Below are 13052 nucleotides of genomic sequence, written 5' to 3' on the forward strand. Positions count from 1 at the left end.
GGTCTTGGCTGTTTATATTTTAACCAATAAATTGCTGTATTGCAAGCATAGTGAGCTTTTAAAGATAAATTATTGTTTTATTGGTCAGCAATAATTGTCTGTTTTTTATTTAATTTTACATGACAAGTTCGGAAGAGCCAAACAAAATAATCCTTCCTATGCAGATACTCGTTTTCTTGTCTTTAGCAAATGCTTTTATGAAAGCTACCTGCAGCCGATGCACAAAAATCATCAGCAGGGGTGTTTTTACAGTGAACATCAATATTATCAAGCTATTAATTTAGCATCACAATCGGCTAATGTTTGTAAAAGGTTTCCCGTTGAACCGAAATTTTCTGGTATTGCGGGACATTTTGGGGGAAAAGACTATAATAGTCGTTCCGAACAGTTGAAATACGCAATTCGTGTCTTGACTCGCCAAACTATGCCTTGGCTATATCTGTAAGCAACTCTTCCCGTCTATGGTATCGACGACAAATAACAATTCCATCGTTCAGAAACATGAAAAAATAAAATGACAAAGCCATCCTTAAAAGTCGGGATTTTAAAACCAAAATTTTCGATAAAAAAAAATCCCGACCACGATTTTTTCATCGGTGGGGGATATAGACTAACAACCTTAACCGAGATAATCAGGACTAATTGCAATTATCGTCCTTATCACCCTTACAGTCACGGTTTTGTAAACTTAGCGGCCAAGAGGAATGGTCAAAATGGTTATCTTGACTATTAACCGCTAAAGTGTGAGGAAGAGAACCTAACAGCAAGGAGACCACAACAAACAAGGTTAACGAGATTTTCATGGCTTTTACTCCCTTAGACACCATCAGGTAATTGACCTATTTTTACCATAGGGCTTTTCCGCTCGGATGTCAGTCCCATTGCCAAGAGGGAAAAAGGGGTTAACATGGAAAAAAAGGGAATATAAGTAGAATAAAGTAGAACCCAATGAAACCACAGGGATGGGACGAGTTTCTTAAACATCTAGCTAGAGAATACGGTGTTCAAGGCAAATTAAAGGAGATTTTTTTAGTTCGTTTTGCCTACGAAAATTGGCGCAAACCGGATGAGGAAATTTGGGAAATGGCCGAGGCCGCCAGCCATGAAACCTATAAAAAACAAATGACTAAAATCTATAGCTATTTCTCGGCAGATAAAGATAATGGTTGTCCCGAACTAGAATTAGGTAGTAAAGGGCCGGGTAAGTTCCAAATCCTCCGAGAATGGTTCAAAGATATCAAATATCCTGAATGGAAAAATCACCCCACCCCGATACTAGCAGAAAAATCAGTCATAGATACTTATATTAGCCGCCCTCCCGTCGAAAGCGACTGTTATCAAGAAATTAATCGCCCGGGGTCACTCATTCACATTAAATCCCCCGAAAAGACCGGTAAAACTTCTCTCCTTAAACATCTGCTCGCTCAAGCAGATAGTTGGGGACATAGCACAGTTTATATTAATTGTCAAGTGGCAGAAAAGGCGATGTTTGCCAGTTTGGACCGATTTTGTCGCTGGTTTTCGGCAAATGTTAGCCGAGAATTGGGTTTAAAGCCGCAATTAGATGAATATTGGGATGAGGAACTATTTGGCAGTTTAATCAGTTGTCAAACCTATTTTCAGTCCTATCTTTTGGAACAGATTAACGGGCCGCTCTTTTTGGCCCTAGATAATTTAGACAGAATTTTCGAGTATCCCGACATCGCTAGGGATTTTCTGCCGCTTTTGCGCTGTTGGCACGAAGAAGCTAATAATTTGGAAATCTGGCAGAATTTGCGGTTAGCGATTGCTAATTCCACGGAAATCTATATTCAATTGGACGCTAATCAATCTCCCTTTAATGTCGGCCGTGCGATTAAATTACCCGGTTTTAACCTCGAACAACTGGAAAACTTGGCTAGTAGCTACGGATTGCCTAAAAATGACGATAATCAGCGTTTTATCGGGGATTTAATCACTCTAGTTGCTGGTCATCCCTATCTTAGCCGTTTGGCCCTGGAAGCGCGGGTGCGCGGGGAAAAAAATATTCTCCCTAATGCTGCTACCCAAGGGGGAATTTATGCGGCACACTTGCGTCATCACTGGGATAATCTGCAAAAACAGCCGGAATTATTGACAGCGATGGGGGAAGTGGTTAATTCTTCCGATAAGGGAGTGCGATTAGAACCGATTACTGCCTATAAACTGGAAAGTATGGGTTTAATTCAGTTAAAAGGCGACCTAGCCCAGCCTAGCTGTCAATTATATCAGCTTTACTTCCGAGAGGAACAGACCAGCAGCGATCTCTAGTGGATAATTATACTAAATCCGTTGAGTACAGGCTAGTTACGAGGAGAGGCACTCATGCAAGAGGCACTCATGCAAAGGGGAATAAATAATCAGTTTTAATAACCGGATTGACTATCACATTTGCAGAAATATCGACAATCAGCAATTATCAGTGACTCTTAAATTATTACAAATATATCAGCAGCCGCGTGTAAGCATCCCACCGAAAAGCTCATGCGCAGGGGGTTCGGGGGAGGCGCTTCGTCCCCCGACGGGGGGTTTGGGGGGTAGAACCCCCCAAAAGCTTGGATTGAGGAATAAAATCGGAAGTAACGATCAATTTTGGCAGATAGTTTCCCTTTAAAAATCCCAACTTAGTAGATTTACAAAAATGAGATGCACCCGCTCAAAGATTGCTCAACTTGCTAAAGATTGTAGTTCGGAAGTGGCATAAACTCTCACGATTTTGTCTTGGCAGGCCGTGGCGATATAATTACCATCGGGACTAAAACAAACGGAATAGATTTTCTGGGGATGGGGAATAGAAATAATCGCTTTTCCTGCTTTTAAATCCCATAATTTTAAGCTTTTATCATCACTACCACTGGCTAATAGTTGATTATTAGGACTAACACTAACTGAATTGATATGATCACTATGTTCGCTGAGAGTTTTTACCTCTGTACCTCTTTTAATATCCCAGATTTTAATAGTTTTGTCTTTGCTGCCACTGGCTAAAAATTTGTTATTACTGCCGAAATCTACCGATAAAATACCTCCAAACCAATCGGAATGACCTTTTAAGGTAATACTGCTCTTTTCTCCCAGATTCCAGATAATTACCGTTTTGTCATTTTCGCCGCCACCACTGGCTAAAAGTTGACCATTTTGACTAAATTTAACTGTTAGAACTTTATCGCTATGACCTTGTAAAGTAGAAAGAATTTCTCCAGTTTTTACTGACCATATTTTCACCGTTTTATCTTCACTGCCACTAGCAATAATTTGCCCATCGGGATGAACAGCTACTGCTGTAACTTTGTCTTGGTGTCCCGTTAAGGTAGAGATTAATTTTTTAGTTTCCAGTGACCAAATTCTTAGGGTTTGATCATCTCCTCCACTGACCAAAAATCCTTGACAGGGACTAAAAGCAACAGAATTGATTCTTTTATGTCTATGTCTTGAAAATATATCATCAATCTCCGAAACCTTTACTTGAGGAGGTTTTGAGAACATATCATTAATTTTAGGTATAGCGATTCCACCCTTATTTCCAAATATATTGCTAATCCCCTCCTCTAGATCTCCAAATATTTTATTGATATCATCTTCAAAAACTTCATCAATTTTTTTAGTTAAAGAAAACTTCTGATTTTTTCTCCATTCCCAGATTAGAATATTCCCATCATCTCCGGCACTAGCCAAAAGTTTACCATCTTGGGAAAAAGTTAGACATTTAACCTCACCTTCATGGCCTTCTAAGGATTTAAAAGATACTAAGCGATTAAACATAGTGAAAACATTAGTTAATCAAGATTTTTCGGCATTACCCGATCTTGCTTGTTCTGTAGGGGACTAAGCCATCCCTGAGATAACTTTTGAGAAATCTCCGATCACCACAAGTACGAGGAAGCCATTCTTCCATGATTATAACTAATTACAGTGTTTTTCGTCAAGGAGATTCATAGCTGATAAGTACCCGTTGACAATCATAGTAGTAGGGTGGGTGAGGGGACAATAATCGAAAAAATTGCCCGATAAATTAAGTATTGGCTGTAACCTAGCCAAAAAAGGCTGCCATTTAGGATCGCTATAGGGTAAGATTAACTATTGCCGATTTTAATCTTGTCCTAACCGAACAAGATTGACAATTGAATCTGTAATTTTAAAAATACCTATCCCGTCAATCTCATCTAACCGCAAATGCTTAAAATTTTAGTTGATGGTACACCGATAAGACAAAATCCTAGTGGAATTGGATTATATGCTTATCACCTGATTGCCGAATTAGCTAAATTACAAAACCAAGAAAACTTTTCCCTGTCACTCTGTTTTCAACCATCGGTAAAAAACTGGCTGCGGGGTAATCTTTCTATCCCTGAAAAACTGCAATCCTATCCAGAGGTTAAATGTTTACCAATTCCCGTCAGTCTTAGCAATATTTTAACCAGATTTCCTAATCCTCTAATTCCCTATCTAGAAAACTTTCTTGATTCTCCCGATATTCTCCACGGATTGGATCATGTGGTGTATCCTTGTCGTCAGAGTCGCAAAGTTATGACTATTCATGATGTTACTTTTATTAAATATCCTGAGTTTGTCACGGGGATTGTCAAAACCTACACCCAACGGATTAAACAATCTCTACAATGGACAGATTTAGTTATTGCTAACTCCGCAAGTACCAAACGAGATATTATTGAATATTTAGATGTGAACCCAGAGAAAATTTTTGTTACTCCCCTCGCAAGTCGTTATTCTTCTCTCCCCAATTATCCCTCATCTCTAACCATCACTAAACCCTATTTACTCTTTGTTAGTACCCTAGAACCACGAAAAAATATTATTAATCTTATCGATGCTTTTAACTATCTTAAGGACAGGTATAAATTAGACCATAATCTGATTCTGATTGGCAAAAAAGGATGGAAGTATCAACCAATTTTCGATAAAATATCTCAGTCTCCCTTTCGAGATAGTATTCAACATCTTGATTATCTTGCTGATGACTTAGTTGCGGATTATTATCAAAAAGCCGATGTTTTTGTCTATCCTTCCTTTTATGAAGGTTTTGGATTACCAGTTTTAGAAGCGATGACTTTAGGTTGTCCCGTGGTAACTGCTAATACTGCATCCTTACCCGAAGTCACCAGAGACTCGGCAATATTAATTAATCCCGATAATCCCCTAGAAATTGCCGCAGCAATCTATCAAGTTATTAGTGATACCTCTCTCCGTCAAGAATTAATCACTAAAGGAAAAAAACAAGCGGCAAAATTCTCTTGGCAAAAAACCGCACAAGCTACTATAAAAGCTTATCTTTCTCTTTTATAATAAGTAAGTAGTTATAATTAAATTGAAGATGGATCCCCCCTTAATCCCCCCTTGATAAGGGGGGTGCTGATCACCCCTTAATCCCCCCTTGATAAGGGGGGTGCTGATCACCCCTTAATCTTCCCTTGATAAGGGTGGTGTCTGACAACTTTTAACACCTACCTGCTTAACTAGCTAATATCTATGAATAGAAATCATCAATTATTAATCAATCTCGCTTTTCTCGGTACTAAATATACTGGATTGACTACCTATACTAAAAATCTCATTCCTCAATTAGCTAACTTAAATCCTACCCTAATCACTTCTAATAGTTACCCAGATTTTAACACCTATCCTGTGTCGGCAAACCTCACCCAAGAGCAGGGAACCAAAGGCAATATTAAGCGCTTAATTTGGACAGAAACCCAACTCTATCAAACCTATCAACAATTAAAGTCTTCCCTGCTATTTACCCCCATTCCCGAAGCACCTATTTATGGAAATTGCCGCTATATTGTCACAGTTCATGATTTAATTCCCCTGCGGTTCCCGAAATTTTCTCCTTTAACTTTTTATAATAAATACTATTTACCTCAAGTCCTGAAAAAAGCCACACATATTATCGCTGTTTCCCAAGCAACTGCCTCGGATATTAATAAGTTTTTTAACATACCTCTTGACAAAATAACCGTGATTCTTTCTGGATATGATTCTCATAATTTTCGTCCTCTAAATCTGGCGACTCGTCCCTATTTTCTCTATCTTGGTCGTTATGATCCTCATAAAAATCTCGCTCGTTTAATTACTGCTTTTTCCCAAATCGATCCCGAATATCAATTATTAATTGTCGGTCAATTTGACCCCCGTTTTACCCCTGCTCTACAGCAACAGGTAGAAGCATTATCAATCTCTCAACGGGTGCAATTTTTAAACTATGTTTCCTATGAAGAATTGCCGCAACTTTTAAACCAAGCAACTGCTTTAGTTTATCCTTCCCTTTGGGAAGGTTTCGGATTACCTGTACTAGAAGCGATCGCCTGTGGAACTCCTGTGATTACTTCTAATCTTTCCTCTCTCCCGGAAGTCACAGGAGATGCGGCAATTTTAATTAATCCCTATAGTATTGATGAGATGAGAGAGGCAATGCAGCAAATCGCTACTGATGAACAATTACGTCTTAAATTAAAATCCCTGAGTCGCCAACGCGCCGAGCTTTTTAGTTGGGAAAAAACTGGTCAAGAAACCGCCACAATTCTGGAAAGTTTTCTCTAAAAATGGTGACAAAAAAACTTATCAATCATTGTAGGATGGGTTAGACGGCACTAAGCATTAAAACCCAAGTATATGAGAGCAAAAACCTGTACTTTCTTGGGGAGATTCAGTTTTACTTCCTATATATTATTGTGCCATTCTTCGGGAATTTGAGCGACTTTTTCTTGGCCAGTAGGCTGATGAATAGGTTTTCCTAAAGGACGAATTTTGAGATTTCCTTGCAAATAAGCGGCGATTCTTTCTTGGGCAATTTTCACATATTCTGCTTCTTTTTCACTCCCCATCACTCGACGATTGTGCATAATACTAGCAATCAGAGAAGTTCCAACCCCGGCAAAGGGATCAAAAACCCAATCCCCCTCATTTGTCAAGGCTAAAACACATCTTTCTACTAATTCGATTGGATATTGACAAGGATGGATAGTTTTCTCTGGATGATTAGATTTAACGTTAGGAATATCCCACAGTAACTCATCCCATTCTTGTGCTAAAAACTCCCAAACATCGCTGGGATTTTTTCCTAAAGGATTACCAGAGGGTTTACCGATATTTTTACCTTTAAAATGGCGCTTACCAGGGTATTTAGCGGGGATTCTCACCGGATCAAGATTAAAGATATATTTATCGGTTTTTGTCAACCATAAAATAGTTTCATACCTGCCAGAAAATCTTTTAGAGGTATGTAGTCCATGGCCAAAATGCCAGACAATTCTATTTCTTAAAAAGAAGCCCATTTGTTTAAATAGCTGATAATAAAAAATATCTAAAGGATAAACTTCTCCCTCTTGAACGAAATTTCCCACCTGCCAGCAAATACTGCCATTATCTTGCAAGATTCTAGGGAATTCTACCAGAATTTTGGTTTGGGTTTCCAGATAAGTATCCAAAGAGATTTTTTTTTCGTAGTCTTTTCCTAAATTGTAGGGAGGAGAAGTAATAATCAAGCTCACAGAATTATCTGGTATAGTCTTGATAAAATTATTGCTATCTCCTTGATAAAGAATTATTTCGGCATCAGGTTGATAAAAGTCTCGTACTGATTTTGACTGAGAAAATAAGGGCAACTGATTCATAGAAAATTTAGTAAAGAAGAGCCACTTTTAATTAGGGTTTGCTGAAAAAGTTTTTCCTGGGGGCAGGGTGTGGGGTGTGGGGTTTTACCCATTTTACATCCAATATGCAAGAGAGCCAGTTTTTTTAAACAATTAATGTTATCTGTAGCCAGCAAAGATATAACAAAAATTCTACTTTTTTAGATAAAAATCGGGAAGAAAGTTTTAACTTTTTTCTATTCTTCCCTTAACTCAGATTAGCTCAAACCAGGGACGCATTCGCCTAATTCCACTGTAAAAGGTTGCCAAGGACGAGGATCGATTACCTTTGTCGGTAAGGCATGGGATGTTAATAATTCTTGAAAAGATTCGGGACTACCCTCCGCACTTAACACCGCCATCAATAAACCTTTAAACTCGATATCACCACCGGCAGCCGTAGAAATAATATATTCGGGCTGCAAGCGTTGACAGACTGCTAAGGCGCTTTCTTGTCCTTTGATTACCGGTCCGAGGAAAGGTATTTTTAAGTCAATCAAAGGAGTGATAATCACATCAATTTTACCCAGAGAATCGAGGCTAGGAGAATGATAACCGTGGGGTTCGTAGTAGATACTCTGATTTGTCGCTAATTCCTTGATAACATAACCATTTTCCACCAGAGTCGGCCCGATTGGAGAACCGGGGACAGCAGTAATTTCGATCGCATTGTCAAAGATATAACTAGAGCCGTGGGTTAAAGGGATGAGATGGGTATAATTAAGCGCTCGAACGACTTTTTCGGCATTAGGAGAAGCCACCACGGGAATTTGGCGATCGAGTACCTGTAAAGTAGGAGGATGGGCGTGATCTTCCAAACCTTGGGAGAGAAGAATCAGATCGATATTTTGGGGAATGGCATGATTAGCGGTTTTTTTGCCCTCAAATAGCCAAGTTAAATTACCAAAAGTCAGGGAACCTACCAACCAAGGGTCGAGAAGCAGGCGTTTTCCCCCGATTTCGATTAACCAAGAATTACTATCAAGCCAAGTTAACTGCATATAAGCCGAGGAATAATGGGGATTTTCTTAATTTAATTTAACATTAGCATTAACTTTTCTGCGCTTGGGGGTTTTTCAGTCATCAGTGAATGCCATTTATAGCAGTTATCTTAATGGTGAGGTAGGAAGTCTCTGGTTTGAGGGAACGGGCAACAGTAGCCAGTCGTCAGGGGGTGATAGCAAATTAAGTAGCTGGTTATAATTAAATTAAAAATGGATTTTAGGTTCGATCCCCCCTGCCCCCCTTGATAAGGGGGGTGCCGATAGGCGGGGGGATCTGAAAGTTTTTAATACCTATCTACTTAGGTTACACTTCATCTTGAGGAGAAACGCTGTCACACTCCTCACTCAATGCCGGTCACTGAAAACCCAAATCTGATCACTGATTACTGATTACTGATCACTGATCACTGATTAGTCAAGGCTTAAGAAATAGGGAAAGTTTAGCTATCCTAGGGAAAGTAGGCGCTAAAAGGGGAGGAAGAACGCATCAGCCGAGACTGAATTTCTATGACTAAACGTACCTTCGGTGTTATCGGACTAGCTGTCATGGGAGAAAATCTCGCTCTCAATGTGGAGAGTCGGGGTTTTCCCATCGCTGTTTACAATCGCACCGCCAGCAAAACTCAAGAATTTATGGAAACTCGCGCCGTCGGCAAAGATGTCAAGGCGGCCTATAGTTTAGAAGAATTCGTCCAAATTTTAGAGCGTCCCCGCAAAATTTTGGTCATGGTAAAAGCTGGCCCGCCGGTGGATGCCGTGATTGAACAATTAAAACCCCTTCTCGAAGAAGGAGATATGATTATCGATGGCGGTAACTCCCTCTACGAGGACACGGAAAGACGCACCCGCGACCTAGAATCGACCACTAAACTGGGTTTTGTCGGGATGGGGGTCAGTGGTGGCGAAGAAGGCGCTCTGCACGGCCCTTCCCTGATGCCGGGGGGTACAGAGTTCGCCTATCGGGAATTAGAGCCGATTTTAACCAAAATTGCCGCCCAAGTCGATGATGGTCCCTGTGTCACCTACGTGGGATCCGGGGGGGCGGGCCATTATGTGAAAATGGTTCACAATGGCATCGAGTACGGCGATATGCAGTTAATTGCCGAAGCCTACGACGTGCTGAAAAATGGTCTAGGACTAAGCAATCAGCAGTTACAGGAAACTTTCGCCGAGTGGAATCGCACCGATGAGCTTAATTCTTATTTAATTGAAATTACCGCCGATATCTTTAAGTATGTTGACCCGGAAACCGGCCATCATCTGGTAGATTTAATCTTGGATTCGGCGGGACAAAAGGGAACAGGACGCTGGACAGTGTTAAGTTCCTTGGAGTTGGGGGTGCCAATTCCGACCATTTATGCTGCGGTTAATGCTCGCGTGATGTCCGCTTATAAGGATGAACGGGTGGCAGCCTCAAAAGAGTTACCCGGACCGGGGGAAACCTATCCGGGGGATGCGGCACTATTTGTGGATAAGGTGCGTGATGCTCTTTACTGCTCGAAAATGTGTTCCTATGCCCAAGGTATGGCTTTAATCGCTAAAGCTTCTCAGGAGTTTAACTATAATATCAGTCTGCCGGAATCAGCCCGTATCTGGAAGGGCGGCTGTATTATTCGGGCCGGTTTCTTGGATAAAATTCGCAAAGCTTTTGCGGAAAATCCGGGCCTGCCGAATTTGTTGTTAGCGCCGGAATTTAAGCAAAGTATCCTCGATCGCCAAGAAGCATGGCGTGAGGTGTTAGTCTTGGCTAATAAGTTGGGAATTCCCGTCCCAGCTTTTAGTTCTTCTTTGGACTATTTTGATAGTTATCGTCGGGCCAATTTACCGCAAAATCTCACCCAAGCACAACGGGATTATTTTGGCGCTCATACCTATGAACGTACCGATAAACCCAGAGGTGAGTTTTTCCATACGGAATGGATGGCCTAAACCGCCAGGTACTTAAGAGCTTTTCCCTCCTTTTCTTCGTGATCAAAGGGGGGATTTTTTGCCGATATTTTTCTGATTAAGAGTTATACTAAATCCGTTGAGTAACGCACAGAAAACGGGTTTCTCGGAGAAACCCGTTTTCTACTCATGCACTCATGCAAAAAAGGGAATAAATAATCAGTTTTTAATAACCAGATTTAGTCTGATAGCAAATCAGTTTTTAATAGGATAATGGCTTTAAAAGTCAGACAGAGGAATAATTCCACAGGCTTGAATTTTGCTGAAAACGAGGTGAAGTTGCCATAATAACCAATTGCCAACTCTCCAGAAAGCCACGGAGTTTTGATGATCAGAAACCTCGGCAGATGGATCACCAAGATTTTCCTCAAAAATCAACCAATGAACCGGTAAATGACCGAGGGGAGAATTCGGCTCTAATTGAAAGTTTAGTTGCTCATAATTGAGCCATTGACCTTCCTTCCGCCAACCTAAGCGATCGCCTAGTTTCTTTTGGGTTTCATAATCCACTAAACCACCGAGACTAGAGAAAATAGCCTGCTGAATACTAAACCCAAAATGACCATGACTATAATGAAGCCAAAGTTGATCAATTTTTTTCAGTTCCGAACAAGGTAATTGAGCAATATCTTGAGGATAAACCTCATTCCAGTAGGTCCTACCCAAAATTTTCAATAGTAGTTTAGTCGTTTGGCGATCAGCCGCTTGCCACTGTTGCTTTCTTAGCAAATCTTGTAATTGATTATAATCAAGATCCGTCGATTCTTGAGTTAAGATATTTGGGGAAGTCTGGGGATTTTTGGAACTAGAAGATTTGTCAATATTGTTTTGAGTGAATTGAGAGACAACTATTTCTAGGGGAGTTTTTAGAATAGTGTCTTTTTGACAAACCTCTTGTTCTGCTAAATAATGAGATAATTTATTGATGGTTTTTTCTAGGGAAATAAATTGTGCTGACCATTCACTTTCATTGAATAAGTAATCATTAAATTGATCAGAAGAAAAAGCATCTTTTAACCTTGCTTCTTTCTCGTAACCAGTCGCCAGAAAATTCAGCAAAAACTCAGAATTTATTGCTGAATCTGACGTTTCTAAGATAGCAGGCTGAGGTGGAAAAATATTATCTACCAAATACTTAATTTCTCCAACTGTTGCATAAAATTCTTCATCCACCTTAATCACTTCTTCTATTAATAATTGAAAAGGAGCAAAATAGTCCTGTAAGTAGTTTTCAAAATTAATCGCATTTTGGGCAAGATCAGCAATTTCTTGGCGAACTCGTTGAGATTTGAGTTGATAATGATTTAATTCCTCATAAATTTTGAGTTCTTGAATAATTGCTTGCACAATTTTTTTCTGCTTTTGAGTATCCTCGGCTAATTTCTGAACTCCTTCCCCTAGTAATTTAGTTTTTCTCAACATCAAAAAAGATGTTTTTCCCAGTAGCAAAATTGCCCGAAAATTTTCCTGTTTTTCTAGCTTGAGTTGATCGAGAATATTTTGATTATTATTATTTTTAATTTCTAACTTTATTCTCTCGTAGTCTAAGATTTTTAATTCTTGATATTTTTGGGAAAATAAAATTTTGAGATTGTCACTGAGTTGGAGTAAAAAACGATAATATCCGTCTTGATAGATTTCTAGTCCATTAATTAATAAATTATAGTCTTTAATTAATAACTGAGTCTCGATCAAGATTTCTTGTTGAGTAATTTTTTCTTTTCGTTTAATAATCTTACCAAAATAGTAATGGTAGCGAACTCCTTCTTGAATCAATTTCCGACGTTCCTTGATGATTTTCTGAAAATTTTTTAAGTATCTATTTTTAAAAACAGGAAGTTGATAGCTTTGCTCATAAATGGCAATTTTTTTATAGGTCATCAGATGTTGAGAGTTCCTATTTAGCATAGCTATCTTAGACCAAAAAATTCCTCATTACTTAGCAATAATCATTCGCTGCTCCCATCTCTTGCAAGAGGGAGCAATACCTAATTAAACATTTTCAACTTCAACAATAACTGGTTCATTTTCAATAACTGGTTCATTTTCAATAACAACTGTTTGAGGACTTTCAGGAGTTGGCTCAGTTACCGTTTCTTCCTGTTTTACTGTCTGTTCTTGATGGTCAGTCAAGTATTTTTTAGTTTTTAATTTCAGGTCATCAGTCAGAGGTAAAGCATCAATTTCAGACAAAAGTGTTTCCAGGGATTCTTGTTTACTTCGCTCGGCGTAAAAAGCATTCAGAACTGCTTCAATTCCGTACTGAGCAATCGCATCTCCTAGGACAGTAACCAACCCCATCGCTCCAATACCCAGAAAAACTACAAAGGGTTGTCCGAGGGTCAGAATTAGCACGATGACAGCAATAATAGCCGAAGCTAAATAAGTACCTGCCACTTTTTTGATAATGTTATCGAGTTCCATAAAAATCACC

General features: G+C 39.4%; 11 protein-coding genes. 5 read left to right on the forward strand and 6 right to left on the reverse strand.

Annotation, left to right across the window (positions count from 1 at the left end):
- The first annotated feature begins 94 nt into the window (after positions 1–94).
- Positions 95–445, forward strand: coding sequence for a hypothetical protein (locus ACOCD9_RS13435; RefSeq protein ID WP_419547766.1), 351 nt, complete (start codon positions 95–97; stop codon positions 443–445).
- Between the two features lie 193 nt (positions 446–638).
- Here ACOCD9_RS13435 and ACOCD9_RS13440 read toward each other — a convergent pair whose 3' ends face one another.
- Positions 639–803 carry a hypothetical protein gene (locus ACOCD9_RS13440; RefSeq protein ID WP_287700021.1) on the reverse strand — a complete coding sequence of 55 codons (165 nt, stop codon included), beginning with the start codon at positions 801–803 and terminating at the stop codon, positions 639–641.
- A gap of 145 nt (positions 804–948) precedes the next feature.
- On the opposite strand from ACOCD9_RS13440, the gene ACOCD9_RS13445 reads away from it, so the two are divergent.
- Positions 949–2289, forward strand: coding sequence for an AAA-like domain-containing protein (locus ACOCD9_RS13445; protein ID WP_287700020.1), 1341 nt, complete (start codon positions 949–951; stop codon positions 2287–2289).
- 396 nt (positions 2290–2685) lie between these two features.
- Here the strand turns inward: ACOCD9_RS13445 and ACOCD9_RS13450 are convergent, their stop codons facing one another.
- Positions 2686–3780 carry a WD40 repeat domain-containing protein gene (locus tag ACOCD9_RS13450; RefSeq protein WP_419547767.1) on the reverse strand — a complete coding sequence of 365 codons (1095 nt, stop codon included), beginning with the start codon at positions 3778–3780 and terminating at the stop codon, positions 2686–2688.
- Positions 3781–4191: 411 nt separating this feature from the next.
- Between ACOCD9_RS13450 and ACOCD9_RS13455 the strand changes: the two genes are divergently transcribed.
- Positions 4192–5322, forward strand: coding sequence for a glycosyltransferase family 4 protein (locus ACOCD9_RS13455; protein WP_002777053.1), 1131 nt, complete (start codon positions 4192–4194; stop codon positions 5320–5322).
- Positions 5323–5505: 183 nt separating this feature from the next.
- Complete coding sequence (locus ACOCD9_RS13460) at positions 5506–6576, forward strand: glycosyltransferase family 4 protein (protein WP_287231695.1); 1071 nt, start codon at positions 5506–5508, stop codon at positions 6574–6576.
- Positions 6577–6695: 119 nt separating this feature from the next.
- Here ACOCD9_RS13460 and ACOCD9_RS13465 read toward each other — a convergent pair whose 3' ends face one another.
- Both ACOCD9_RS13465 and ACOCD9_RS13470 read right to left on the reverse strand, forming a co-directional pair.
- Positions 6696–7649 (reverse strand): DNA-methyltransferase, encoded by a 954-nt coding sequence (locus ACOCD9_RS13465; protein ID WP_002777051.1) that lies wholly within the window; start codon positions 7647–7649, stop codon positions 6696–6698.
- A 236-nt stretch (positions 7650–7885) separates the two neighbouring features.
- Positions 7886–8668, reverse strand: a complete 783-nt coding sequence (locus ACOCD9_RS13470) for an MBL fold metallo-hydrolase (protein WP_419547768.1) — start codon at positions 8666–8668, stop codon at positions 7886–7888.
- 510 nt (positions 8669–9178) lie between these two features.
- On the opposite strand from ACOCD9_RS13470, the gene gnd reads away from it, so the two are divergent.
- The gene (gene gnd / locus ACOCD9_RS13475; RefSeq protein ID WP_108935432.1) at positions 9179–10600 is read left to right on the forward strand and encodes a decarboxylating NADP(+)-dependent phosphogluconate dehydrogenase; all 1422 of its coding nucleotides are present in this window, start codon (positions 9179–9181) and stop codon (positions 10598–10600) included.
- Positions 10601–10837: 237 nt separating this feature from the next.
- On the opposite strand, the gene ACOCD9_RS13480 is transcribed toward gnd, so the two are convergent.
- On the reverse strand, positions 10838–12499 hold the full coding sequence (locus tag ACOCD9_RS13480; RefSeq protein WP_419547769.1) for a GUN4 domain-containing protein: 1662 nt from the start codon (positions 12497–12499) through the stop codon (positions 10838–10840).
- Positions 12500–12610: 111 nt separating this feature from the next.
- Complete coding sequence (locus tag ACOCD9_RS13485) at positions 12611–13042, reverse strand: hypothetical protein (RefSeq protein WP_287967445.1); 432 nt, start codon at positions 13040–13042, stop codon at positions 12611–12613.
- Positions 13043–13052: the final 10 nt, after the last annotated feature.

The sequence above is a fragment of the Microcystis sp. genome, from assembly GCF_048564745.1.
Taxonomy (GTDB): Bacteria; Cyanobacteriota; Cyanobacteriia; order Cyanobacteriales; family Microcystaceae; genus Microcystis; species Microcystis ichthyoblabe_A.

What these genes read in the sequence shown, in the direction of transcription:
- ACOCD9_RS13440 (WP_287700021.1), bottom strand. Translation starts at nt 803, where the DNA reads ATGAAAATCTCGTTAACCTTGTTTGTTGTGGTCTCCTTGCTGTTAGGT.
- ACOCD9_RS13445 (WP_287700020.1), top strand. Translation starts at nt 949, where the DNA reads ATGAAACCACAGGGATGGGACGAGTTTCTTAAACATCTAGCTAGAGAA.
- ACOCD9_RS13450 (WP_419547767.1), bottom strand. Translation starts at nt 3,780, where the DNA reads ATGTTTAATCGCTTAGTATCTTTTAAATCCTTAGAAGGCCATGAAGGT.
- ACOCD9_RS13455 (WP_002777053.1), top strand. Translation starts at nt 4,192, where the DNA reads ATGCTTAAAATTTTAGTTGATGGTACACCGATAAGACAAAATCCTAGT.
- ACOCD9_RS13460 (WP_287231695.1), top strand. Translation starts at nt 5,506, where the DNA reads ATGAATAGAAATCATCAATTATTAATCAATCTCGCTTTTCTCGGTACT.
- ACOCD9_RS13465 (WP_002777051.1), bottom strand. Translation starts at nt 7,649, where the DNA reads ATGAATCAGTTGCCCTTATTTTCTCAGTCAAAATCAGTACGAGACTTT.
- ACOCD9_RS13470 (WP_419547768.1), bottom strand. Translation starts at nt 8,668, where the DNA reads ATGCAGTTAACTTGGCTTGATAGTAATTCTTGGTTAATCGAAATCGGG.
- gnd (WP_108935432.1), top strand. Translation starts at nt 9,179, where the DNA reads ATGACTAAACGTACCTTCGGTGTTATCGGACTAGCTGTCATGGGAGAA.
- ACOCD9_RS13480 (WP_419547769.1), bottom strand. Translation starts at nt 12,499, where the DNA reads ATGACCTATAAAAAAATTGCCATTTATGAGCAAAGCTATCAACTTCCT.
- ACOCD9_RS13485 (WP_287967445.1), bottom strand. Translation starts at nt 13,042, where the DNA reads ATGGAACTCGATAACATTATCAAAAAAGTGGCAGGTACTTATTTAGCT.